We start from the raw sequence: 24,443 nt of genomic DNA on the forward strand, positions 1-24,443 counted from the left end.
CGACAGCGCAGCAGACGACGACCTCAGTCCCGGTGCGACCGCCCCGGCAGGTCGAGCATCCGCTGCAACGCGACCCGCGCCCAGTGGGTGGTGTCGGGGTCGACCTCGATCCGGTTGGCGACCGTCCCGGCCACGAGCGACTCCATCGCCCACACGAAGTGCGGCAGGTCGATCCGGTTCATGGTGGAGCAGTAGCAGACGTTCTTGTCGAGGAACGCGATCCGCTTGTCGGGGTGGGCAGCAGCCAGCCGCTTGACGAGGTTGAGCTCGGTCCCGATGGCCCAGCTCGTGCCGGCCGGGGCCGCCTCGATGGTCTTGATGATGAACTCCGTCGAGCCGACGAGGTCGGCCTTGAGGACCACCTCGTGCACGCACTCGGGGTGCACCAGGATCTGGACGCCGGGGATCGTGGCCCGCAGCTCGTCGACCACGGCGGGGGAGAAGCGCCCGTGCACGGAGCAGTGGCCGCGCCACAGGATCATCCGGGCCCCCGCGAGCTCCTCACGGGTGAGGCCGCCGTCGGGGAGGTGCGGGTTCCAGACCACGCACTCGTCGAGGGAGAAGCCCATCTGCAGCACCGCGGTGTTGCGGCCGAGGTGCTGGTCGGGCAGGAAGAGCACCTTCGCGTCGGGCTTCTGGCCGAACGCCCACTCCAGGGCGGTCTCGGCATTGCTGGAGGTGCAGACCGTGCCGTCGTGCCGGCCGACGAAGGCCTTGATGTCGGCGCTGGAGTTCATGTACGTCACCGGGACCACCGAGTCGGCCACCCCGGCCGCCTCCAGGGCGTCCCACGCGTCCTCGACCTGGGCCAGCCGCGCCATGTCGGCCATCGAGCAGCCGGCCGCGAGGTCGGGCAGCACGACCTGCTGGTGCTCGCCGGTGAGGATGTCGGCCGACTCGGCCATGAAGTGCACGCCGCAGAAGACGATGAACTCCGCCTCCGGGCGGGCGGCCGCGTCCCGCGCGAGCTTGAAGGAGTCGCCCGTGACGTCGGCGAACTCGATGACCTCGTCGCGCTGGTAGTGGTGGCCGAGCACGAACACCCGTTCGCCCAGCGCCTCCTTGGCGGCCCGGGCCCGTGCGACCAGGTCGGGGTCGGACGGGGAGGGCAGGTCGCCCGGGCACTCCACACCGCGTTCCGACTCGAGGTCGCGGCCACGGCCGAGAGGGAGCAGGGGGAGATCGACGGTGCTCATGACCTGATCCTATGGCCCCTCAGAGCAGCGTCGGGTGCGGGATGTAGGGGGCGGGCTCCTTCATCCGTCGCAGCGCGAGGAAGCCACGGGAGCTGATGGAGAGCCGGGCCGCGACCGCGACGTCGACTGCCCAGTCGTTGACGGGGGAGACGTGGCGGACCTCGACCGGCCGGTCGGGGTCCGCGCTCGCCAGCGCCTCCCACATCAGGGACGTCGCGGCCTTCCGGGTGCCGGCGGCCAGCACGACCGGGACGCCGCTGGGGTCGACGTAGGCGTAGCCGGAGCCCGCCGCCCGGTCGGTCACGAGCAGCCGCAGCTCGCGGCCGAGCACGTCGTGGTCCGGTCCGTGGGCCGCACCACGGGTACGCCGGTCCAGGGAGTCGAGCAGGTCGCGGTCACCGGTCGTGCCCTCGCGGACGTGGCGCACGGCCGGCAGCAGGCTCCGGTCCACGGGCCCGGTCAGCACCAGCTGCGGGTGGAGCCGGAAGCCGGCGAGCGCGTAGCGGCGCAGCGCCTGCGGGTCGGACGAGGCGTTGAGCATCCCGCGCAGGCAGCCCCGCCCGTGCTGCAGCGCCGCCTCCAGCAGCGCGCGGCCGAGCCCGTGCCCCTGCAGGTCCGGCCGGACGGCGTACGAGGCCAGGATCCACATCAGCTCGCGGACCAGCGACGTGGCGAACCCGACCAGCTGACCGTCCACCTCGACCACCCAGCAGCCGCCCGGGTCGGTCTCCAGCAGGTGCTCGGTCCGTTGTCGCCACAGCTCGGCCCGGCCGTCGCTCCGGGGGCCGGGGTCGGGGGCGTCGCGGGTCGCGGTGCGCAGGTCCAGCTCGAGGAAGGCTGCGGAGCTGAGACGCTCCGCGGCGGCGACGTCGGTGACCCGCATCGGCCGCACGCGCACGTCGCGCACGGGAGGAGGATCTGTGGCAGCCATGACCCGTGGATCCTAGGCGGTGGGTGGCGTCGGCAAGGATGACCACATGCGTGTCCTCGTCGCCCCCGACAGCTTCGCCGGAACCCTCAGCGCCGTCGAGGCCGCCGACGCGATCGCCGCCGGCTGGCGTCGCCACGCTGTCGACGACGTCCTCGACCTGGCGCCGATGTCCGACGGTGGCCCCGGATTCGTGGACGTGCTGCACGCCGCGCTCGGCGGTGAGCTGGAGCCGGTGGTCGTGAGCGGCCCCTTCGGCGACCCGGTGCCGGCCACCGTGCTGCTCGCGGGGCACACCGGTTACGTCGAGTCCTCGCAGGCCTGCGGCCTGCAGCTCACGGGCGGCGAGCGTGCCGAGCACGCGACCACCTTCGGCGTCGGCGAGCTCGTCGCGGCGGCTGTCGCCGCGGGTGCGACCCGGGTCGTGGTGGGGCTCGGCGGGAGCGGGACCAACGACGGCGGCGCCGGGCTGCTCGCCGCCCTGGGAGCGACCGCGGACCGACCCCTCGACCGGGGCGTCGCGGCGCTGGAGGGGATCAGCAGCGTCCAGCTGCCCGAGCTGGCGGTCGAGCTGGTCGCGGCCAGCGACGTCGAGAGCGCGCTCACCGGCCTGTTCGGCGCCACGAAGAGCTCCGGTCCGCAGAAGGGGATCCCCGAGGAGCGGCTGCCGGCCGTCGACGGGCTGCTCGAGGACTGGGCGGCTGCCACCGACCGACGTACGGCCCTGGCGAAGGGTGCCGGCGCCGCCGGTGGCCTCGGCTTCGCGCTGTTCCTGCTCGGGGCGACCAGGGAGCCGGGGATCGACCTGGTCGCCGGCGCCGTCGACCTGCACCGGCGGGCCCGGGAGGCCGACCTCGTGGTGACCGGGGAGGGGGCCTTCGACTTCTCCAGCCGCTCGGGCAAGGTCCCGTACGGCGTCGCGGCGGTGGCCGCCGAGGCGCTCCGGCCGTGCGTCGCCCTGGCCGGGCAGGTGCTGGTCGGCTCCCGGGAGATGCGTGCGCTGGGGATCGAGTCGGCCTACTCGCTGGTCGACATGGTGGGGGAGGAGCGCGCCTTCGGCGACCCCTCCGGTGCCCTCGCCGACGTGGCCGCCCGGGTGGCCCGGTCGTGGTCGGCCTGAGACGGGGCGCTGAGGGTGGGGAATAACCCGCCATGTGCGACCATTGACCCAGAGACCAGCCAGCTCTACCCAGGGAGTCACTTCATGTCCGAGCAGGTCGAGACCGAGCGCCGCGCCGATCAGATCAACCTGAGCGACGTCGCGGCCGCCAAGGTGAAGAGCCTCCTGGAGCAGGAGGGTCGCGACGACCTCCAGCTGCGGATCTCCGTGCAGCCGGGTGGCTGCTCGGGTCTGCGCTACCAGCTGTTCTTCGACGAGCGCACGCTCGACGGTGACGTCACCACCGACTTCGACGGCGTGACCGTCGTCGTCGACCGGATGAGCGTCCCGTACCTCAACGGCGCGATGATCGACTTCGTGGACTCGATCGAGAAGCAGGGCTTCACGATCGACAACCCCAACGCGACCGGGTCCTGCGCCTGCGGCGACTCGTTCCACTGATTCCAGCCCCGCGACACGTCGCGGCGCGCGAGCCCCTGCCGGGAGACCGGCGGGGGCTCGTCATATTTCCGGAGCCCTCCTCGCCGTGGCCGACGGCCGGGCCGGCGATCGGCTTGGGTCGGGGGTTCGCGAGCGAGTCTCCGGGTGTGTGCCCATCGTCTGGGTGACGCACCCCGGCTTTCCCCGGCCGGCCGGGGAAAGCACGGCGAAGGACCTCGCCTCAGTCCAGGTGCAGGTGCAGCGCCGCCGCGATCCGGGCGGCGGCGTCGCTGACGGTGACGTCCCGCTTGCGGACCTCGCGGGGAAAGTCGGCGTAGAGCAGGCTGGGGGCGGGCTCGACGGCGGCGCGGGCGGCCCGCTCGAGCCGCAGGTGGCGGCCGACCTGCAGGCAGTCGGCGCGCATCTGGGCGGGCGTCTCGAGGTCGTCGTAGGACGTCATGGTCGCGACGCTATTGGCTACCGCGGGGTATCCGAAGGGGTACGCGCAGGTAGGGTCTCGTGTCGTGTCCCTGCTGATCGCCGGATCCATCGCGACCGACCACCTGATGACGTTCCCGGGCAAGTTCTCCGACTCGCTCGTGGTCGACCAGCTCGACAAGCTGTCGGTCTCGTTCCTGGTCGAGGAGCTCGACGTACGCCGGGGTGGCTGCGCGGCCAACATCTGCTTCGGACTCGGCAACCTCGGCCTCGAGCCGGTGCTGGTCGGGGCCGTCGGGGAGGACTTCGCCGAGTACCGCTCCTGGCTGCAGCGCCACCGTGTGGACTGTGACTCCGTCCACGTCAGCGACACCCGCCACACCGCCCGCTTCGTCTGCACGACCGACTCCGCACACGCCCAGATCGCGAGCTTCTACGCCGGCGCGATGAGCGAGGCGCGGGAGATCGAGCTGAAGCCGATCGTCGACCGGGTCGGCGACCCCGACTACGTCCTCATCGGGCCGGACGACCCCGAGGCGATGCTGCGCCACACCGACGAGTGCCGCCAGCGCGGCTACCGCTTCGTCTCCGACCCGAGCCAGCAGCTGGCCTTCGGCGACGGCGAGCTGATCCGGCCGCTCATCGACGGCGCCGACCTGCTGTTCTCCAACGAGTACGAGTCCTCGCTGATCATCCAGAAGACGGGTTGGAGCCACGAGGAGGTGCTCTCCCGCGTCGGCACGTGGGTGGTCACCCTCGGGCCCGACGGCGTGCGGATCGAGCGCGAGGGCCAGGAGCCGGTCCACGTGCCGGCCGTGCCGGAGGTCCGCAAGGTCGAGCCCACCGGCGTCGGCGACGCCTTCCGGGCGGGCTTCCTCGCGGCGCTCGACTGGGGGCTCCCGCACGAGCGGGCCGCCCAGCTGGGCTGCCTGCTGGCCGTCTACGTCGTCGAGCAGGTCGGCACCCAGGAGTACACCCTCTCCCGCACGCACTTCCTCAACCGCTGCGAGGCGGCCTACGGCGAGGACGCCGCGGCCGAGATCGGCGAGAAGCTCCGCACGCTGCGTCCCTGAGGCCTCAGGAACGGCGTCGGACCAGGAACCGTGGCGTGCCGTCGGCCGCAGGCTCCTCGCCGACGTACTCCTGCTGCCGCATCCGGCACCACGCCGGTACGTCGACCCGGGCGGCGACGTCGGTGGCCGCGACCGCCACGACCCCGCCGACCGGGACCTCCCCGAAGCGGCGCGCCAGCTCGATGACGGGCATCGGGCAGCGCATCTCGCGGCAGTCGAGCTCGAGGTCGACGGTCCTCACAGGCCGACCTCGGCGCGCAGGTCGGTGACGACGCCCGGCAGCACCGCGAGGAAGCGCTCGACGTCCTCCTCGCTCGTCGTGCGGCCCAAGGAGAGCCGTACGTTGCCGTGGGTGAGGACACCCATCGCCGCCAGGACGGCGCTCGGCTCCAGCGTCGAGGCGGCGCACGCCGATCCGCTGGCGACGCCGAAGCCCTGCCTGTCCAAGGCGTGCACGAGCGCCTCGCCGTCGACGTAGAGACAGGAGAAGGTCACCAGGTGGGGGAGTCGGTGGTCGGGGTCGCCGACCACCTCGGTGTCGGGAATGGCGGCCACCGCGGCGCGGATCCGGGCGACCAGGGCGTGCTGGCGGGCGCCGACCTCGTCGCGCTCGGACACCACGGCCCGCAGCGCCGCGGCAGCGGCGAGCGCTCCCGGGACGTTCTCGAACCCGGCGACCCGCTCGTCGATGCGGTCGTCGCCCGGGAAGGGGTTGCGCCAGCGGGCCCCCTTGCGGACCAGCAGCACCCCGACGCCGGCCGGGCCGCCCCACTTGTGGGCGGAGCCGGCGGCGGCCGACCACCCGCCGGGCAGCGGCAACCGCCCCATGGAGGCGCAGGCGTCGGTGAAGACGGGGACGTCGTCCGGCAGCCGGAGCCCGCCGACCGGCTGGATGGTGCCGACCTCGTGGTTGGCGGTCTGCAGCGCCACGACGCCCACCTGCGGCGCGACCGCCTGCTGCACCAGGTCACTGTCGTGGACGCGCCCCCGCTCGTCGCACGACACCTCGACCGGCTCGCCGCCCCACGCCGCAGCATGGCGCACCGCGGCGTGCTCGACCGCGGAGTGGACCACCTGGGCGCCCCGGCGCGAGCCGCGGACGAGGCCGAGCAGCCCCCGGTGGACCGCCTCGGTGCCGGAGCCGGTGAAGCTCACCTCGTCCGGGCGCACGCCGAGGCTCTCCGCGACGACAGCCCGCGCGTTGTCGAGCAGCAACCGGGCGCTGCGGCCGGGGCGGTGCAGGCGGCGCGGGTCGGCGTACCCCTGGTCGAGCGCGGCCAGCAGCGTCTCCCGGGCCGCGGGGTGCAGCGGCTCCGAGGAGGCGGTGTCGAGGTCGATCCCGCGTGGCTGCGCGGGCTCGGCGGGGGATGGGCTCACCGGCTCAACCTACTGCCGACCCCTCGGCTGCTCCGGGCCCCGATTCGGATACGCTGTCCCGTGTCCGTGAACTGCTGAAGAGAGAGGCTCGTTCGTGGGTCAGCAACTCCACCGGCGTACGGCCACGACACTGCGTCGGGTCGGCCTGGTCGCCACGTTGGGTGCGCTCGTTCTCCTGGCCGGATGCTCGGCCGAGACGCAACAGGAGTGGAAGAACCTGGCGATGCCGGACCCTGCCACCGAGCAGGCCCAGCACATCTTCGAGCTGTGGCGCTGGGCGTGGGTCGCGGCCCTCGCGACCGGCGTCGTGGTCTGGGGCCTCATCTTCTGGGTGGTCGTCCGCTACCGCCGTCGCTCCCACGACGAGATCCCGGTGCAGACGCGCTACAACCTGCCGCTCGAGATCTTCTACACGATCGCGCCGGTCATCATGGTGATCGTGTTCTTCTACCACACGGTCAACGTCCAGAACGCCGTGCTCGAGGACACCGAGCAGGACCACACGATCGACGTGGTGGGCCAGCAGTGGAGCTGGACCTTCAACTACACCGGAGAGGACGCCGTCGACAGCGAGGTCGTGTGGACCTCCGGCTACGGCGGCAACATCCCCACGCTGGTGCTGCCGGTGGGCGAGACCACCCAGTTCAACCTGCACAGCCCCGACGTCATCCACTCGTTCGGCGTCCCGGGCTTCCTGATGAAGATGGACGTCATCCCGGGCCGGGTCAACCACTACGAGGTCACCCCCGACACCGAGGGCACGTTCGTCGGCAAGTGCTACGAGCTCTGCGGCTCCTACCACTCCCGGATGCTGTTCAACGTCGAGGTCGTCAGCGCCGAGGAGTACGACGAGCACCTCCGGGACCTCGAGGAGCAGGGCTACACCTCCGACGAGCCGCTCCTCGGCGGCGTCGACGTCCGTGACCAGGCCGGCCTCGAGCCCGCTGAGGAGGAGTCCGAGTGACTGCCACCGCTGCCCACCCGACCACGCAGCAGCCCCGCAAGCCGCTGGGCCAGCAGCTGGCCCGGATCATGACCACGACCGACCACAAGCTGATCGGCAAGCTCTACCTCGGTACGTCGTTCGCCTGGTTCCTGGTCGGCGGCCTGATGGCGCTGCTCATCCGGTCCGAGCTCGCCTACCCGGGCATGCAGGTCGTCAACGACGAGCTCTACAACCAGCTCTTCACGATGCACGGCACGATCATGCTGCTGCTCTTCGCGACGCCGCTGTTCTTCGGCTTCGCCAACGTGATCATGCCGCTGCAGATCGGCGCGCCCGACGTGGCGTTCCCGCGGCTCAACATGTTCAGCTACTGGCTGTTCCTGTTCGGCGGCCTGATCACCGCCTCCGGCTTCCTCACCCCGGGCGGCGCGGCCTCCTTCGGGTGGTTCGCCTACACCCCGCTCTCGGACTCCGTACGCTCCCCGGGCGTCGGCGGCGACCTGTGGGTGATGGGCCTGTGGATGGCCGGCCTCGGCACCATCCTCGGTGCGGTCAACTTCATCACCACGATCATCTGCATGCGCGCGCCCGGGATGACGATGTTCCGGATGCCGATCTTCGTCTGGAACACGCTGGTCACCTCGCTGCTGGTGCTGATCGCGTTCCCGATCCTCGCCGGTGCGCTGCTCTCCCTGGAGGCCGACCGATTGCTCGGGGCCCACGTCTTCGACCCCTCGCACGGGGGGCCGATCCTGTGGCAGCACCTGTTCTGGTTCTTCGGCCACCCGGAGGTCTACATCATCGCGCTGCCGTTCTTCGGCATCGTGACCGAGATCCTCCCCGTCTTCAGCCGCAAGCCGATCTTCGGGTACGTCGGCCTGGTCGGCGCCACGCTCGGCATCGCGATCCTCTCGGTCGCCGTGTGGGCCCACCACATGTTCGTGACCGGAGCCGTCGACCTGCCGTTCTTCTCCGGCATGACGTTCCTCATCGCGGTCCCCACCGGAGTGAAGTTCTTCAACTGGATCGGCACGATGTGGGGGGATCTCTGTCCTTCGACACCCCCATGCTGTGGTCGATCGGGTTCCTCACGACCTTCCTGTTCGGTGGCCTGACCGGTGTCATCCTGGCCAGCCCGCCGCTGGACTTCCACGTGTCCGACTCCTACTTCGTGGTGGCGCACTTCCACTACGTCGTCTTCGGCACCGTGGTGTTCGCGATGTTCGCCGGCTTCTACTTCTGGTGGCCCAAGATGACCGGCCGGATGCTCGACGAGAGGCTCGGCAAGATCCACTTCTGGCTGCTGTTCATCGGCTTCCACACCACCTTCCTCGTCCAGCACTGGCTCGGTGTCGAGGGCATGCCGCGTCGCTACGCCGACTACCTCCCCGAGGACGGCTTCACCTTCCTCAACCAGGTCTCGACGGTGGGTGCCTTCCTGCTGGCTGCGTCGACGCTGCCCTTCTTCTACAACGTCTACATCTCGTCCCGGTCGCCGCTGGTCGAGACCGACGACCCGTGGGGCTGGGGACGCTCGCTGGAGTGGGCCACCTCCTGCCCGCCGCCGCGCCACAACTTCGTGAGCATCCCGCGGATCCGCTCGGAGTCGCCCGCCTTCGACCTGCACCACCCCGAGGTCGCGGCGATGGAGCTGGCCGAGAACGACGCCGAGCGTGAGGGCCGACCGGCCGACGCGCCCGACGTCGAGGGGCGCGAGGAGATGCTGCGCGACCGGACCGACGGAGAGGGAGACCACCGATGAAGGCCGAGGCCTGGATCTTCGCCATCACGACCGCCTTCTTCGTGCTGGTCAGCCCGGCGTACTGGTTCGTGACCGGTGACTGGACCGGGACGTCCGCGCTGGTCATGACCACGCTGCTGGCGGCCATGGTGACCCTGTACCTCGGCTTCCACGCGGCCAAGATGGACCCGCGTCCCGAGGACCGCAAGGACGCCGAGGTGGCCGACGGGGCCGGCGAGCTGGGGTTCTTCCCGCCGTACTCCTGGTGGCCGCTGTGGTGCGCCCTCACCCTCGGCGTGATGGTCTACGCCGTCGCGCTGGGCCTGTGGTGGCTGCTGATCATCGGCGGTGCGCTCGGGGCGGTCGCGCTGTCCGGTCTGGTCTTCGAGTACTACCGCGGCGAGCACGCCCACTGACGTTCTCCCGCAGCGGACGCCGCCGTCCGACTTCCGGGCGGCGCGTCGCTGATTCGATGTGTCGTGGGCTGCGGGTTACATTGAATGGGTCCCCGCCGTACGACACCGGAGCATCGCCATGTCTCGGACCACCAGGTTCGCAGGATCCCTCGCCCTCGTGGCGACGGCTGCCCTCGTCGCGTCCTGCTCGGCCGACAGCCCCGCCGGCGAGAGTGCCCCGGCGCAGGCTGCCGGGAGCTCACAGGAGGCGACCCCCGCACCCCCGCCCGTGAAGATCTCGACCAACGTCGCGCGCGCGGACGTGCCGGTCGACCGCGAGCTGCACGTCACCGCCCGCAACGGCGAGCTGCAGAAGGTCACCGTCACCAGCGGTGCCGGCAAGCTGTCCGGTGACATCGCCCGCGACGGTTCCCGGTGGACCGCGACCGGACGGCTGGAGCCGGGGGCGACCTACACCGTGAAGACCGTGGCCGAGGGAGCCGAGGGCGAGCGCGAGACGCAGACCGATCGTTTCTCCACCGCCGACCTGACCCTCGACGAGCAGACCTACGCCTCGGTGGCGCCGCTCGCCGGCGAGACCGTCGGCGTCGGCATGCCGGTGATCGTCACCTTCGACGTGCCGGTGACCGACCGCGCCGAGATCGAGCGCCACATGAGCGTCACCAGCACGCCGCAGCAGGCCGGCACCTGGCACTGGGTGACCGACCAGGAGGTCCACTGGCGGCCGAAGGCGTACTGGAAGTCCGGGACCGAGGTCTCGGTCGACGTCGACATCAACAGCGTCGACGCCGGCAACGGGATCTACGGCCAGGAGAGCCGGAAGGTCGACTTCACCGTCGGCGACGCCAACATCTACAAGGTCGACATGGACTCCCACCAGATGCGCGTCTTCAGCAACGGCGCGCTGCTGCGGACCCTCCCGATCACGACGGGCGAGGAGCCGAAGTTCACCACCCGGTCCGGGACCAAGGTGATCATCGAGAAGTTCCGTGAGAAGCGCATGAACTCCGAGACCGTCGGCATCGACAGCGACGGCCCCGACGGCTACGACATCGACGACGTCGAGTACGCCATGCGGGTCACCTACTCCGGCGAGTTCATCCACGCCGCACCGTGGTCGGTGAGCTCGCAGGGCTCCGCCAACGTCAGCCACGGCTGCACCGGCATGAGCACCGCCGACGCCGCCTGGCTCTACAACATGACCAAGCGCGGCGACGTCGTCGAGTACGTCGGGACCGAGCGTCCGATGACGCTCTACAACGGGTACGGCGACTGGAACGCCGACTTCGGCTCGTACTCCCAGGCCTCGGCCCTGTCCTGACCTGCGCGCCCCGGTTGGGGCGAAACCCGGCCGGCCGGCCACTGCTCCACTAGCGTGACGCCATGCGCGCTGCCGCGGTCCCGCTGCCGGGTGCCCTGCTGGCCCTGGGCCTGCTGCTGGCCGGCTGCGGGGAGTCGGGCAGCGGCGCCGACGACGCTGCCGTGACGCTGCCCGAGGAACCGACGAGCTGTGTGGCCGCCGAGTCCGGGGAGCAGTCCGGCGAGATGTTCGACTCGACGCTGATCACCACCGAGCCGGGCGAGCACCCCGACGGCCGGATCCCGCTGGTCTACTGCCTGGCCCACGCCCCGGCGGGCGCCCGCGCGACCGCGACGTTCACCGTCGGTGGCAGCGTCACGACGGTCGACCCCGCGACTGCGTCGTGGGTGGTCGAGGGTCCTTCCCGCCACGTCGTCGAGCTGGAGGCGGTGGCGGAGGGCGACGGACGCGGTGAGGTGCGGGCCGTGGTCGAGCTGGTCTCGGCCGACGGTGAGCCCCTCGGCACCGCCGGCGGCGCCGTCTACGCCTGGCGCGACGGCGACCGGACGCTCGCCGAGAACTACCGCTACCCGCGCTGCGGCGACGACTTCTGCGGCGCCGAGGAGTCCCCCGGGGGTTGAGGGAGCTCCCCGGACGGGCATGGTCACTTCGAGTCATTTCCCGCGCCGGACGTTCTCGCGAGTCGGGTGGGGGTGCTTGACTGCCGCAGCGACCGGGCGCTCGGCCCGGTGCACTGACGGGGGAACGTCATGCGTCGTACTGCTGTGCACCTGCTTGCCCTGATCACCTGCGTCAGCGGGCTCGGGACCACCCTGCCGGCCTCGGCCGCCACCGGAGCGGACGGTCCACCAGAGGCGCCGCCGGCGTCGACCAGCGCGACTGCCGAGGCTCCGGGACGGGTCCACGTGACCGTCACGGAGGCACGCGACCCGGCCGAGGGAACGCTCGTCCGCGTCGACGCGACCGGGGGTGGACGCGCCGTCCTGGACCTGCGCGACAGCGGGGCGCTGACGGTGCTCCCGTCAGGGCCGCTCGCCGTCGCGCTCGAGGACGGGAAGGGCTCGGTCCGCGTGCCCTTCGACGTCACCGGCGGCCGGATCGGCAGCCTCGAGGTGACTGCCCGGGTCCTCGACGAGGGCCGCGAGCTCGGCACCGGCAGCAGCACGCTGTGGGTGAAGCAGGGGACGGCCGGCCTCGAGCAGAGCGTCGCCTCTCCGCTGGACGTCCAGGTCGACAGCGCCGCCGCCGACGCGCGCGCCGCCGGTGCCGGCGAAGACCAGGTCGAGGACACGGTCGCCGCGCTGATCCGTCGCGAGGCCACCGTCCGCACGAGCAGCCAGGTCACGGCGCTGGACGACGCACCCGAGTTCGTGAGCGTCAGCGGCACTGCCCGGTACGAGGACCGCAACGGGGTGCTGCACCCGATCCGGGAGGCCGACATCGCGGTCTACGACGCCTACGCCAGCAACGACGTCCCGGTGGACGTCGGCACCACCGGCAGGGATGGCTCGTACTCGCTCTCCGTCCCGCCGAACCTCTACGAGGAGCACTCCGTCTACGTGGAGGTCCGCGCCCGGACCGACCACGCGGCCGTGGTGCTGCCCTACTTCCTGGGCATCGACAACGCCTTCGCGATCTACTCCGACCCGGTCGAGGACGTCCCGGACGGGGCGGACGTCGACATCGACCTCGTCGGGGAGGAGAGCGAGGAGCCCGGCCGGGCCTTCGCGGTGCTCGACGCCCTGGTCTCCGGGGCCGAGTACCTCGAGGAGGACCTGGGGGAGGACGCAGGGTTCATCGAGGTCGACTTCCCGACCTCCGACTCCAACAACAACTACGACGACGGCCAGCTGCACATCCAGCTCAGCAACTTCGACAACTGGGACCTGCTGCTCCACGAGTACGGCCACTACGTGGCCGACCGCTTCGACATCGAGGACAACCCCGGGGGCCCGCACTTCTTCAGCGACAACCTGTCCGAGACGGGTGGCCGCGACAAGGACGAGGGCACCCACATGGCCTGGGCGGAGGGCTGGCCGACGTACTTCGGCATCAGCCTGCAGCAGGAGCTCGACGTCGCGGCGATGAACCTCCCGAGCGCGGGCGACACCAGCTACGACGACATCGGTGACACGCCGGCCGACTACGACCTCGAGAGCAACGGGTCCTACGAGGGTGAGGACAACGAGGTCGCCGTCCAGCGCTTCCTGTGGGACATGTACGACGACACCTCCGAGTACGGCGACGACGTCTCGTGGAGCGACTCCAGCATCTGGTACGACGTCTCCAGCTCGAACTCCGAGCGGCTCAGCCACGCCGTCCAGGCGATGCTCCCCGCCGACACCAGCCCGGGCTTCGCCGACGGCCCGAACTGCCTGCTGACCGAGCAGGGGATGGCCCCGGACCTCGACTTCTCGTCCGTCACCGTGACCGGTGTCGCCTCCGACGAGCCGCCGCAGGTCGAGTGGGAGCCGGGCGGCGGCGGGCCGGCCTACCGCAACGACCGCTTCGTCGTCCGCTTCTACGACGCCGCCTGGGAGCCGCTGCTGGAGTCCGGCGACGTGAGCGGCACCAGCTGGACGCCCTCGCGGCAGGAGTGGGACCAGGTCGCGCGCGGGCACGGCGCCCAGGTGCGGGTCGCGGTCACCGGCTGGCAGGGCGACGACCCGCAGACCGGCCCCTACACGAGCTGCTCCTCCGAGCTCGAGATCGACGGTGCCGTCGACCAGCGGGAGTCGTGCACGGAGGTGTCGCTGCCGCCGAACGACGACGGCTCCTCGCAGTCCGTGGCGCTGCCGTTCGCGCCGAACTTCTTCGGCACGACCTACACGCACACGTACGTGAACAACAACGGCAACGTCACCTTCGACAGCCCGATGAGCACGTTCACACCGTTCCGGCTCGATGCGAGCACGCCACCGATCATCGCGCCGTTCTTCGCCGACGTGGACACGCGGGGCGAGGGCAGCGCACCGGTGACGTACTCGGTGGGTGAGACCACGTTCGGTGGGCGGCAGGCGTTCTGCGTGAACTGGCTGAACGTGGGCTACTACAGCGGTCACTACGACAAGCTCAACAGCTTCCAGCTGCTGCTCGTCGACCGTTCCGACCTGGGCGTCGGCGACTTCGACATCGTCTTCAACTACGACGGCATCCAGTGGGAGACCGGTGACGCCAGCGGCGGCAGCGGCGGCCTCGGCGGGACCTCGGCGGGCGCCGGCTTCTCGGCCGGGACCAACGACGAGGCCGCCTTCTTCGAGCTCCCGGGCTCGCTGCAGAACGGCGCCTTCCTCGACGGCGGTCCGCGGAGCCTCGCCGCGGGCAGTCGCAACTCGACCGAGCCGGGACGCTACGTGTTCCCGGTGCGCAACGGGATCCCACCCTCGGGGGCAGCCCGGATCACCGGTGAGGTCACCGCGACGCCCGGCCTGCTCGAGGTACCGGTGTCGGACGCGTCGGTCCAGGTGTGCCCGGCCGAGGGTGGGCGCTGCGTCTACCTCGGTCGGACCGGCTCCGACGGGACGTACGACGCCAACGGGCTGCCGCCCGGTGCCTACGACGTGTCGGTCTATCCGCCGGCCGACGTGGTGGCGCGGCCGCAGCACGTGCGCGACGTGACCCTGGCGGCCGGCGAGCGGCTGAGGCTCGACGTCGAGCTCGAGGAGCTCGGGGGACTGCCCGACGGCGCCAGCCTCGAGCCGTCCCAGCCCGGCTCGGACGGCGTGCTCGTGGCCTACTGGCAGGACGAGCTCGCCCTGACGACCGCCGCGTGCCCGGGGGGCTCCGGCTCCTACGAGGTCTTCCAGGACGGCGCCAGCCTGCTGGTGGGCGACCTGACCGAGGTCTCGGCCGGGCGCTACCGCGGCACGATCCCGCCGTTCCACCCGGTGCACGGATACGTCACCGTCGTGGTGCACGTGGACTGTCCTGAGGGGACCGACGACATGACGTTCTCCTTCGACGTCTACATCGACCCGAGCGGGCTGGTGCGGACGCCGAGCGGCCGCCCGGTGGCCGGGGCGACCGTGACGCTGTTCCGGTCCGACGACCCGAACGGGCCCTTCACGGTGGTCCCGGACGGCAGCGCGATCATGTCGCCCGCCAACCGCACCAACCCCTCGCTGACCGACGACCGCGGCCACTTCGGCTGGGACGTCATCACCGGCTACTACCGGGTGCGCGCGGAGAAGGAGGGCTGCACGGCGGTGGACGGTGCTGCGTACGTCGAGAGCCGGGTCATGGAGATCCCACCCCCGGTCACCGACCTCGACCTGCGGCTGCTCTGCAGCGAGCCGCCGGTGCTCACCGTGGCGGACGCGACCCTGGAGGGCAACACGACCGGAGGCTGGGCGGGACCGATCACCGGTGTCACGGCCACCGACCCGGACGGCGGGGAGGTGGAGCTCGTCAACGACGCGCCGGCGCTCCTCCCGCTGGGGGAGACGAGCGTGACCTGGACCGCGACCGACGAGGACGGCGAGCAGGCCACGGCCACGCAGGTCGTCACCGTGGCGGACACGACCGCCCCGATCATCACCTGCCCGCCGGACGTGCGGGGTGTGGTGGGGGAGGACGTGGCGCAGGTCCCGGCGCAGGCCGTGGACGTCGTCGACCCTGCCCCGGTGGTGTCGGCCACCTGGCCCGAGCGCTTCGGGCCGGGGACGAGCGTCGTGGTCCACCGGGCCGTGGACGGCAGCGGCAACGCGTCGCAGTGCCGGCAGTCGGTGACCCTGAGCTACGACTTCGACGGGTTCCTGCCGCCGTTCCCCCAGCGGCAGGACTCCGTACGCGCAGGCTCGGCGCTGCCGATGAAGTGGAAGCTCCGCGACGCGGCCGGCAACCTGGTGGTCGACCGTGCCACCTTCGTCGGGCTGGAGGTCGACGGTGCCGGTGCGGACGTACGCGCGCTGGAGCTCTCGCCCGAGGGGACCTACCAGGTGGTCGTGAAGACGCCGCGGTCGTGGGCGGGCACCACCCGCCGATTCGTGCTGGTGCTGGCCGACGGGTCGCGGCACGAGGTGGGGGCCCGCTTCCGGTAGTCCGGGCGGGGGACGGACCGTCCGCCGGACGGCCTGCCCGGGACGCAGGACGGCCCGTGTCACCTCTCGGTGACACGGGCCGTCTCGTCGTGCTGCGGTGACCGGTCGGTCAGTGGCGCAGGCTCTCCTCGTCGACCGTGTGGTGGCCGTCGAACTGGTGGCCGTCGGCCGGGTGGTCGAGTCCTGCCTGCAGCTCGTGCTCGTGCTCGGCGTGCGCGTGAGCGTCCTGCAGCTCCTCGGCGGTCGGCTTCTGCACGTTGTGCCCGTACCAGCCGCGGGAGAGCCGGGCCCGGATCCGCTGGATGCGGGTGCCGGGCGCCGCCACGCCGTTGTCGTCGCTCTCGGAGCCCGCCTCGTAGACGTGGTCCCGGTCGCGGGCCGTGAGCGTGTAGGCGGACGTCTCGTTGATCGGCAGGTGCCGCTCGGAGTAGCCGCCCTCGGCCGACCGCATGATGATGCCGGTCTCGTAGCCGTGGAGCAGTCGCTCGTTGTCGGCGCGCTGCAGCGAGATGCACCAGCGACGCGTGATGAAGAACGCGATCACCGGTCCGACGAACACTGCCGCTCGCATGAAGTAGGTGATCTGGTTGATGCTCAGGTCGAAGGTGATCGCCAGGATGTCGTTGCCGCCCGCAGCCCACATCAGGCCGTAGAAGGTCATCAGCGCGACGAACACCGCGGTCCGGGTCGGCGCGTTGCGCGGGCGGTCGAGCAGGTGGTGCTCACGCTTGTCGCCGGTGATCCACGACTCCAGGAACGGCAGCAGCAGCAGCACCGTGAACGCCACGCCGGGCAGCACGATGATCGGCAGGAACACGTTCCAGGAGAGCGTGTAGGGGCCGATCGTCGACTCCCACCCCGGCATGATCCGCAGCGCGCCGTCGGGCCAGCCCATGTACCAGTCGGGCTGGGAACCGGCCGTCACCTTGGACGGGTCGTAGGGGCCGTACTTCCACACCGGGTTGATCGACAGCAGGCCACCCATGAGAGCGGTGATGCCGAAGACGATGAAGAAGAAGCCACCGGCCTTGGCCATGTAGACCGGCATCAGCGGGTAGCCGACGACGTTCTTCTCGGTGCGCCCGGGACCGGGCCACTGCGTGTGCTTGTGGTAGACGAGCAGCAGCATGTGGGCAGCGATCAGCGCCAGGATGATGCCGGGCAGCAGCAGCACGTGGACGACGTAGAGGCGCGAGATGATCGCGTCACCCGGGAACTCGCCGCCGAACAGGAAGAACGACATGTACGTGCCGACCACGGGCATCGACTTCATGAAGCCGTCGGCGGCCCGGATGCCGGTGCCGGAGAGCAGGTCGTCGGGCAGGGAGTAGCCGGTGAAGCCCTCGAGCGTGCCGAGGAGCAGCAGCAGGCAGCCGATCACCCAGTTGAGCTCGCGCGGCTTGCGGAACGCGCCCGTGAAGAAGACGCGCATCATGTGCACCATCATCGCGGCGATGAAGAGCATCGCCGACCAGTGGTGCATCTGCCGCATCAGCAGGCCGCCGCGGACGTCGAAGGAGATGTCGAGCGTCGAGGCGTACGCCTCGGACATGTGGATGCCGCGCAGCTGGTCGTAGCTGCCCATGTAGGTGACCTCGACCATGGAGGGGCGGAACCACAGGGTGAGGAACGTGCCGGTGAGGAGCAGCACGACGAAGCTCCACAGCGCGATCTCGCCCAGCATGAAGGACCAGTGGTCGGGGAAGACCTTGCGCAGCTGCTTCTTGCCGAGGGCGGCCAGGCCGAGGCGGTCGTCGGCCCACGTGGCCGCCGCGCCGATCGGGTTCGGCTTCTTGGCCGTGGCCGCCGTGGTGGTGTTGCTGGTGGCGACCTTGCTCGTGTCGATGCTCATCGTGAGTCACGCTCCCAGAAGCTCGGTCCGACCGGCTCGTCGAAGTCTCGCTGCGCCACGAGATATCCCTCGGAGTCTACTGCGAGGGGCAATTGGGGCAGTGGCCGTGCGGCCGGGCCGAAGACGACCTTCGCCGCGTCGGCGAGGTCGAAGGTGGACTGGTGGCAGGGGCACAGCACGTGGTGGGTGGTCCGCTCGTAGAGCGAGATCGGGCACCCGACGTGGGTGCAGATCTTGGAGTAGCAGAGGATCCCGTCGACGCCCCAGTCGTCACGGCCCGGTCCGGGCGTGATGTCGTCGGGCTCGATCCGGACCAGGATGACCGCGCCCTTGGCCTTCTCGACCTGGAGCTCGACGCCCTCGACCAGCGGCTCGCCCTCCTCGTCGGTCTCGAAGAGCGCGGCGGGCTCGGCGTTGACCAGGTCGCCGACCTCGAGGTCGGCGGGGCGGATGGGGGTCCCGGTCACGTCGCGGACGACGCGCATGTCGGGCTCCCAGATGGTGCTCTTGAGGGTGTCCCCGGGCAGCGGTCCGAGGTCGCGCAGCAGCACGACGGGGACCGGCAGCGCGAGCACGCCGATCGCGCCGAGCAGCGAGTTGCGCACCAGTGGCCGGCGGCCGATGCCGGACTCCTCGAGGCCGGTGTTGAAGGCCGCGACCGTCTCGGCACGGTCGGCGTCGCTGGAGGCGGCCGGGTGGCGCATCTCGACGATCTCGTGGTCGGACATCAGCTTGCGGGCCCACTGGATGATGCCGATGCCGATGAACAGCAGCGCGCCGGCGAGGGTGGTGCCGAGGGCGACGGTCGAGGCGCCGAGGCCGGCGATGGTGGTGGTGACCTCACCGATCTCGAAGACGAAGTAGGACACCACGAACAGCACCGTGCAGACGGCCGAGAGGCCGAACATGGTCGCCACCTGGCGCTCGGCGCGCTTCTCGGCAGCCGGGTCGACGTCGGTGGGCCGCCACTGGTGGGCCGGCAGGCCGGGGTCGGCGATCGGCTCCGTGGCGGGCGTGGTCTCGGACCGGTGCGCCGGGAGGTGCTCGTCGTGCACGTCGTGGGAACTCACGCTTCCACCTTCTCCTTGTTCGAGCGGGCGCCGTGGGCGGCGATCCACACGGCGAAGCCGATCAGGATGCCGATGCCGGCGAGCCAGGCGTACATGCCCTCGGCCACGGGGCCGAGGCCACCCATGCCGAAGCCGCCGTAGTCGGGGTTCTCCTCGATCGAGTTGAGGTAGGCGATGACGTCGCGCTTGGCCTCGGGCGTCAGGTTGCCGTTGGAGAAGTTCGGCATGGACTGCGGGCCGGTCAGCATCGCCATGTAGACGTAGCGGTCCTCCACGTCGAGGATGTTGGGCGCGAAGCCGCCGCGGGGCATGGCGCCGCCCGAGCCGGTGAAGTTGTGGCACGCGGTGCAGTTGGTCAGGAAGATCTGGCCGCCGCGGACGATCGCCTCCTGGCGCTCCTCGTCGGAGAGCCCCTCGAGGCTGTAGTCGGACTCGTCGGGGATGGCCGGACCGGGGCCGAGCGAGGCGACGTACGCCGCCATCGCGGCGGTCTCCTCGTCGGTGAAGACGACCTGCTTGCGGACGGCCTGCTGGCCGGGCTGGGTCATGGGCATCCGGCCGGTGCCGACCTGGAAGTCGACGGCGGCTGCGCCGACGCCGACCAGCGACGGGCCGAGCTGGTTGCCGTCGATGGTGCGGACACCCTCGCCGTTCTGACCGTGGCAGAAGGCGCAGCTGACGGTGAACAGCTCACGGCCCTTGGCGATGAGCTCCTCGTCGGACTGGGTCTCCTGCGCCTGGGCGGGGGAGAACATGGTGTAGAGCCCGCCGGTGAGCAGCAGCCCCAGCAGCAGCACCAGGAGGCCGGCGAGCGGACCGCGGCGGTGGCGGGAGATCCGGCCGGCGGAACGGTTCAGGAAGCGCACATCTAGTCCTTCGTCAGATCCGGGGCAGCGGTTGTCACTTGATCAGGTAAATCGTCGCGAACAGGCCGATCCAGACGACGTCGACGAAGTGCCAGTAGTAGGACACGACGATCGCGCTGACGGCCTGCTCGTGGGTGAACTTCCGGGCGATGTAGGTCCGGCCGAGCACGAAGAGGAAGGCCACCAGCCCGCCGGTCACGTGCAGGCCGTGGAAGCCGGTCGTGAGGTAGAACATCGTGCCGTACGCCGAGTCCTGGATCGTCACGCCCTCCTGGACCAGCGTGGCGTACTCGATGGCCTGGCCGGCGATGAAGACGGCGCCCATGACGTAGGTGAGCAGGAACCACTCGCGCAGCCCCCAGCCGCCCATCTTGAACACCGAGCCGGTGCGGCCGACCTGGCCGCGCTCGGCGGCGAAGACGCCCAGCTGGCAGGTGAGCGAGGACAGCACCAGGATCGTGGTGTTGACCGACGCGAACGGGACGTCGAGGAGCTCGGTGTTCTGGGCCCAGAGGTCCGGCGAGACCGCACGGATCGTGAAGTACGACGCGAACAGGGCGGCGAAGAACATCAGCTCGCTGGAGAGCCAGATGATCGTGCCGACGCTGACCATGCTCGGTCGGTCGTGGTGCCCGTGGAGTCGGGAGGCCGGGATCGTCGCTGCTGCAGTCGCCACGCGACCATTATGGCCGTACGGAGGCCCCGGGGGCATCCCGACCCCCTCGGTTCCGGGACCTAGACTCGTGGGTGTGCTGATCACGGCCTCCGGAGCGGGACTCGACCTCCCCCCGTTCACGTTCGCACGAGGCCTCAGCGAGTGGAGTCTGGCCCCGTTGCCGTTCCTGCTGACGGTCTGGGTCGCCGGTCTCTACCTGGTCGGCGTGGCGACCCTGCGTCGGCGTGGCGACCACTGGCCGGTGGGTCGCACCGTCGCCTTCGTGGTGGTCGGGATGGGCACCTTCGCCTTCGCGACGATGTCGGGGATGGCGGCCTACGACACCACGCTGCTGAGCGTCCACATGGTCCAGCACATGCTGCTCACGATGCTGGTCCCGCTGGCGCTCGCGCTGGGCGCGCCGGTCACGCTCGCCCTGCGTACGCTCCCGCCACGACCGCGACGCTGGCTGCTCGCAGTGCTGCACTCCCGCGTCGCGCGCGTGCTGTCGTTCCCGCCGCTGACCTTCGCGCTGTACGTCGTCTCGCCGTGGGCGCTCTACTTCTCCGGCTGGTACCTCGCCTCGCTGGAGTCGCCGTTCGTCCACGAGCTGATGCACGTCCACCTGGTGCTGGTGGGGGCGCTGTTCTTCTGGCCGCTGATGGGCATCGACCCGGTCCCGGGGCGGGTGGGCTATCCGGCCCGGATGCTGCTGGTGGTGCTGACGCTGCCGTTCCACGCCTTCCTCGGCGTCACGATCATGGGCCAGGAGACCCTGTTGGGCGGCTACTGGTACCCCTCGCTGGCCGATGGCCCGATGGGCTGGTGGCTCCCCGACCCGCTCGACGACCAGCACCTCGCCGGCGGGATCCTGTGGGGGAGCGGCGACCTGATCGGGCTGGTCTTCTTCGGGGTGCTCTTCACCCAGTGGGTGCGCTCCTCGATGAAGGAGGCCAAGCGCGAGGACCGGCGGCTCGACCTGCTCGAGGCGCGCGCTGCCGCGTCCCGGGACGGGGGCGACCTCGAGCGGGAGACCGGCCGGTAGCATCTGGCGCGTGACCGACCACAACGCCGCCCCGCTGAAGGTGCTCGTCTACTCCGACGACGTCAACACGCGCCAGCAGGTCATCCTGGCCCTGGGCCGGCGCCCGCACCCCGACCTGCCCGAGCTGCAGTACGTCGAGGTCGCGACCGAGCCCGTCGTCATCCAGAACATGGACGCGGGTGGCATCGCGCTGGCGATCCTCGACGGCGAGGCCGTTCCCGCCGGCGGGATGGGCATCGCCAAGCAGCTCAAGGACGAGATCTACCAGTGCCCGCCGTGCGTGGTGCTGACCGGCCGCGTGCAGGACGCCTGGCTGGCCACGTGGTCGCGCGCCGAGGCAGCCGTGGCCCACCCGATCGACCCGGTCCAGCTGGCCGAGACGGTCGTGGCGCTGCTGCGGTCGCGCGTGCCGGCGACCAGCTGAACGCCGGCACGCCATGAGCCACAGCTGGCCTGACGTGCTCACCGCCCTCGTCGCCGGCGAGGACCTCACCGCCGACCAGACCGCCTGGGCGATGGCGCGGATCGTCGCGGGCGAGGCGACCCCGGCCCAGGTGGCCGGCTTCGCTGTCGCGCTGCGCGCGAAGGGCGAGACCGCCGAGGAGCTGATCGGCCTCACCGAGGCGATGTTCGAGGTCGCCACGCCGATCCGGGTCGAGGGACGGCTGCTCGACGTCGTCGGCACCGGCGGCGACCGCTCGATGTCGGTCAACATCTCCACCATGGCGGCCGTCGTCGCGGCGGGGGCGGGCGCACGGGTGGTCAAGCACGGCAACCGGTCGGCGTCCTCCGCCTCCGGTTCCGCCGACGTGCTCGAGGCCCTCGGGATCCGCCTCGACCTCCCGCCGGAACGGGTCGCGGCCCTCGCCGACGAGGTCGGCATCACCTTCTGCTTCGCGGCCGCCTTCCACCCCGGCATGCGTCACACGGCCGTCCCGCGGCGCGAGCTCGGCATCGCCACGACCTTCAACCTGCTCGGCCCGCTCGCCAACCCGACGCGGCCCGCGGCCCAGGCGATCGGCTGCGCCGACCGCCGCAAGGCTCCGGTCATGGCCGGGGTCTTCGCCGCCCGCGGCGTGGACGCGCTGGTCTTCCGGGGCGACGACGGCCTCGACGAGCTGACGACGACCACCACCTCTGCGGTGTGGCAGGTCCACGCCGGGGAGGTGACGACGTCGACCGTCGACCCGACCGAGCTCGGCCTCGAGACCGTCACGGCCGAGGCGCTGCGCGGTGGCGACGTGGCCCACAACGCCGACGTCGTACGACGGCTGCTCGACGGCGAGCGTGGTCCGGTCCGCGACGCCGTCCTGCTCAACGCCGGGGCGGCGCTGGCCGTCCACGACGACCCGGCCCGCCCGTTGGCCGAGACCCTGCCGCACGGGCTGGCCAGGGCCGAGCAGGCCGTGGACTCGGGGGCGGCCCGGGACCTGCTCGACCGCTGGGTCGCCGCCTCGCGAGGCTGACGACCCTCGAGCCCCGCGACAGCTGACCGCGAAGATCATCATCCAGCCGACCGGACGGATGACTTTCGCGGTCAGGTATCGCACAGGGGGAGTGTTCCCACCCCCGCGCCAGGACCACCGTGCCCGATCAGAGGTCGAGCACGTAGGCGTCGCCCTCGCGGCGGAAGCCGTGCCCGAGCCGGTCGTAGTAGGGGTTGACCATCCCGACCGGGGTCACGACCTTGCGGAACCCCCGTTCGCGCAGCCGCGGCGTACGTCGCCACACGAACTCGCCCGGCGAGAAGTCGCGGAAGCGGGGCGTGACGTAGTCGAGCTGCACCTGCGCGATGTCGCCCTCGCGGCGGATGAGGACGACCCCCACCGTCTCGTCCCCCTTCTCGACCTGGAAGGCGAGGTCGTCGGGCTCGGTGCCGTGGAACGCCGGGTGGAACTTCTCGATGTCGGCGGCGTGCACGACCAGGAAGTGCTGGAAGTACGCGTCCCGCGGCTCGACCTGCAGCACGTGGAACGCGCTCTCGTCGTGCCGGTCACGCAGCAGCCGGGTGAGGAAGAAGACGTTGATCGTGCTCGTGGCGACGTTCATCGCCACCATCGGCCACACCTCGATGAGGGCGTTGAAGAGGACCAGGCTCAGGCACGCCGCGAGGTTGAGGATGCGGAACCGGAGCACCCGGGTCTGCAGGAGCGAGACGACCAGCAGCGCGCTGCCGAGCCATCCGAGGAGATCGAGCCAGGTGTCCGACAGCCATTCCACGGGGGAACAGGCTAGCCCTGTCCCCGGAGCCGCTCGAGGGCGAGGTCGAACGCGATGTTCAGTGCGTTGACGTTGGACTGGCCGCGCGAGCGCGAGTAGTCGGTGTAGGCGATCGTGACCGGCGCCTCGACGTAGCTCAGCCGGTGCTGGGCGATCCTCGAGAGCAGCTGGCTGGCGTGCGCCATGCCGTCGAGCGTGAGGTCCATCGACTCGACCGCGCGGCGGCTCAGCACCCGCAGGCCGTTGTGGGTGTCGGTGAGGTCGAGGCCGGTGCTCAGGCGGGTGAACGTGGTGGCGGCCCGGAGCACGAGGCGACGCAGCGGGGGGACCTCCACCTCGGCTTCCCCGAGGAAGCGGGAGCCGAGCACGACGTCGACGCCCTCGTTGCGAGCCGTGGTGACCATCGCCTCGGCGTCGACCCGGCGGTGCTGGCCGTCGGAGTCGAAGGTGACGAGGTAGGCGACCTCGGGGTCGCGCAGCGCGTACGTGAAGCCCGTCTGCAGGGCAGCGCCCTGGCCGAGGTTGGCCGGGTGCCGCACGACGGTCGCACCCGCCTCGGCGGCCACCCGGGCGCAGTCGTCGCTGCTGCCGTCGTCGACGCACACGATGCGTGAGAACGACCAGCGGAGGTCGCGCACGACAGCCCCCACGCTGGCGGCTTCGTTGTACATCGGCACCACGACGCAGACGTCGCAGTTGCCGGGGGGCTCGTTCACGATC

General features: G+C 71.1%; 22 protein-coding genes and 1 pseudogene. 12 read left to right on the forward strand and 11 right to left on the reverse strand.

The annotated features are described in order from the left end of the window. Positions 1-23 precede the first annotated feature (23 nt). Positions 24-1,196 carry a quinolinate synthase NadA gene (gene nadA, locus EXE57_RS19135; RefSeq protein ID WP_135080313.1) on the reverse strand — a complete coding sequence of 391 codons (1,173 nt, stop codon included), beginning with the start codon at positions 1,194-1,196 and terminating at the stop codon, positions 24-26. Positions 1,197-1,215: 19 nt separating this feature from the next. Next, positions 1,216-2,103 carry a GNAT family N-acetyltransferase gene (locus EXE57_RS19140; protein WP_208542915.1) on the reverse strand — a complete coding sequence of 296 codons (888 nt, stop codon included), beginning with the start codon at positions 2,101-2,103 and terminating at the stop codon, positions 1,216-1,218. Between the two features lie 70 nt (positions 2,104-2,173). On the opposite strand from EXE57_RS19140, the gene EXE57_RS19145 reads away from it, so the two are divergent. Both EXE57_RS19145 and erpA read left to right on the forward strand, forming a co-directional pair. Next, complete coding sequence (locus EXE57_RS19145) at positions 2,174-3,244, forward strand: glycerate kinase family protein (protein ID WP_135080315.1); 1,071 nt, start codon at positions 2,174-2,176, stop codon at positions 3,242-3,244. 84 nt (positions 3,245-3,328) lie between these two features. Beyond that, a complete protein-coding gene (erpA, locus tag EXE57_RS19150; protein ID WP_135080316.1) occupies positions 3,329-3,685 on the forward strand; it encodes an iron-sulfur cluster insertion protein ErpA in 357 nt (118 codons plus the stop codon). 220 nt (positions 3,686-3,905) lie between these two features. Here erpA and EXE57_RS19155 read toward each other — a convergent pair whose 3' ends face one another. Further along, positions 3,906-4,124 (reverse strand): hypothetical protein, encoded by a 219-nt coding sequence (locus EXE57_RS19155; RefSeq protein WP_135080317.1) that lies wholly within the window; start codon positions 4,122-4,124, stop codon positions 3,906-3,908. A 64-nt stretch (positions 4,125-4,188) separates the two neighbouring features. Between EXE57_RS19155 and EXE57_RS19160 the strand changes: the two genes are divergently transcribed. Beyond that, positions 4,189-5,175 (forward strand): carbohydrate kinase family protein, encoded by a 987-nt coding sequence (locus tag EXE57_RS19160; RefSeq protein ID WP_135080318.1) that lies wholly within the window; start codon positions 4,189-4,191, stop codon positions 5,173-5,175. Between the two features lie 4 nt (positions 5,176-5,179). Here the strand turns inward: EXE57_RS19160 and EXE57_RS19880 are convergent, their stop codons facing one another. After that, positions 5,180-5,416 (reverse strand): sulfurtransferase TusA family protein, encoded by a 237-nt coding sequence (locus EXE57_RS19880; protein WP_167305976.1) that lies wholly within the window; start codon positions 5,414-5,416, stop codon positions 5,180-5,182. Then, positions 5,413-6,552, reverse strand: coding sequence for a cysteine desulfurase family protein (locus tag EXE57_RS19165; protein WP_244246909.1), 1,140 nt, complete (start codon positions 6,550-6,552; stop codon positions 5,413-5,415). Before EXE57_RS19165 ends, EXE57_RS19880 begins: the two co-directional genes overlap by 4 nt. A gap of 94 nt (positions 6,553-6,646) precedes the next feature. Here EXE57_RS19165 and ctaC point away from each other — a divergent pair, with 94 nt between their 5' ends. From ctaC to EXE57_RS19885, 6 genes and pseudogenes are all read left to right on the forward strand, one after another. Continuing rightward, a complete protein-coding gene (gene ctaC / locus EXE57_RS19170) occupies positions 6,647-7,516 on the forward strand; it encodes an aa3-type cytochrome oxidase subunit II (protein ID WP_135080319.1) in 870 nt (289 codons plus the stop codon). Next, positions 7,513-9,260: pseudogene (gene ctaD, locus EXE57_RS19175) on the forward strand (aa3-type cytochrome oxidase subunit I). The gene ctaC and the pseudogene ctaD overlap by 4 nt, the downstream one beginning before the upstream one ends. Further along, positions 9,257-9,655: a cytochrome c oxidase subunit 4 gene (locus EXE57_RS19180; protein WP_135080320.1), complete on the forward strand. Its 399-nt coding sequence runs from the start codon at positions 9,257-9,259 to the stop codon at positions 9,653-9,655. Before ctaD ends, EXE57_RS19180 begins: the two are co-directional and overlap by 4 nt. 118 nt (positions 9,656-9,773) lie before the next feature. Beyond that, the gene (locus EXE57_RS19185) at positions 9,774-10,976 is read left to right on the forward strand and encodes a L,D-transpeptidase (protein ID WP_135080321.1); all 1,203 of its coding nucleotides are present in this window, start codon (positions 9,774-9,776) and stop codon (positions 10,974-10,976) included. A 62-nt stretch (positions 10,977-11,038) separates the two neighbouring features. After that, entirely contained in the window at positions 11,039-11,596 is a 558-nt protein-coding gene (locus EXE57_RS19190; RefSeq protein ID WP_135080322.1) for a hypothetical protein, read from the forward strand. Positions 11,597-11,725: 129 nt separating this feature from the next. Next, complete coding sequence (locus EXE57_RS19885) at positions 11,726-16,015, forward strand: nidogen-like domain-containing protein (protein ID WP_167305977.1); 4,290 nt, start codon at positions 11,726-11,728, stop codon at positions 16,013-16,015. Positions 16,016-16,124: 109 nt separating this feature from the next. Here the strand turns inward: EXE57_RS19885 and qcrB are convergent, their stop codons facing one another. The 4 genes from qcrB to ctaE are packed head-to-tail and all read right to left on the reverse strand — an operon-like array spanning position 16,125 to position 20,479. Further along, positions 16,125-17,867, reverse strand: a complete 1,743-nt coding sequence (gene qcrB, locus EXE57_RS19200; protein ID WP_135080323.1) for a cytochrome bc1 complex cytochrome b subunit — start codon at positions 17,865-17,867, stop codon at positions 16,125-16,127. Continuing rightward, entirely contained in the window at positions 17,864-18,937 is a 1,074-nt protein-coding gene (gene qcrA / locus EXE57_RS19205) for a cytochrome bc1 complex Rieske iron-sulfur subunit (protein WP_135080324.1), read from the reverse strand. Before qcrA ends, qcrB begins: the two co-directional genes overlap by 4 nt. Beyond that, positions 18,934-19,803 carry a cytochrome bc1 complex diheme cytochrome c subunit gene (qcrC, locus tag EXE57_RS19210; RefSeq protein WP_135080325.1) on the reverse strand — a complete coding sequence of 290 codons (870 nt, stop codon included), beginning with the start codon at positions 19,801-19,803 and terminating at the stop codon, positions 18,934-18,936. The genes qcrA and qcrC overlap by 4 nt, the downstream gene beginning before the upstream one ends. A 34-nt stretch (positions 19,804-19,837) precedes the next feature. Then, positions 19,838-20,479, reverse strand: a complete 642-nt coding sequence (ctaE, locus tag EXE57_RS19215; protein ID WP_482805349.1) for an aa3-type cytochrome oxidase subunit III — start codon at positions 20,477-20,479, stop codon at positions 19,838-19,840. A 73-nt stretch (positions 20,480-20,552) separates the two neighbouring features. On the opposite strand from ctaE, the gene EXE57_RS19220 reads away from it, so the two are divergent. From EXE57_RS19220 to trpD, 3 genes are read left to right on the forward strand one after another with little or no spacing between them, the layout of a single operon-like run. Beyond that, positions 20,553-21,503: a cytochrome c oxidase assembly protein gene (locus tag EXE57_RS19220; protein ID WP_244246910.1), complete on the forward strand. Its 951-nt coding sequence runs from the start codon at positions 20,553-20,555 to the stop codon at positions 21,501-21,503. 10 nt (positions 21,504-21,513) lie between these two features. Then, entirely contained in the window at positions 21,514-21,927 is a 414-nt protein-coding gene (locus EXE57_RS19225; protein WP_208542917.1) for an Rv3143 family two-component system response regulator, read from the forward strand. A gap of 13 nt (positions 21,928-21,940) precedes the next feature. Beyond that, entirely contained in the window at positions 21,941-22,969 is a 1,029-nt protein-coding gene (gene trpD, locus EXE57_RS19230; RefSeq protein WP_135080328.1) for an anthranilate phosphoribosyltransferase, read from the forward strand. 127 nt (positions 22,970-23,096) lie between these two features. Here trpD and EXE57_RS19235 read toward each other — a convergent pair whose 3' ends face one another. Further along, a complete protein-coding gene (locus EXE57_RS19235; protein ID WP_135080329.1) occupies positions 23,097-23,723 on the reverse strand; it encodes a hypothetical protein in 627 nt (208 codons plus the stop codon). Between the two features lie 11 nt (positions 23,724-23,734). Continuing rightward, a complete protein-coding gene (locus EXE57_RS19240) occupies positions 23,735-24,439 on the reverse strand; it encodes a glycosyltransferase family 2 protein (protein WP_244246911.1) in 705 nt (234 codons plus the stop codon). Positions 24,440-24,443 lie beyond the last annotated feature (4 nt).

It is taken from the genome of Nocardioides euryhalodurans, assembly GCF_004564375.1.
In the GTDB taxonomy this organism is placed as follows: Bacteria; Actinomycetota; Actinomycetes; order Propionibacteriales; family Nocardioidaceae; genus Nocardioides; species Nocardioides euryhalodurans.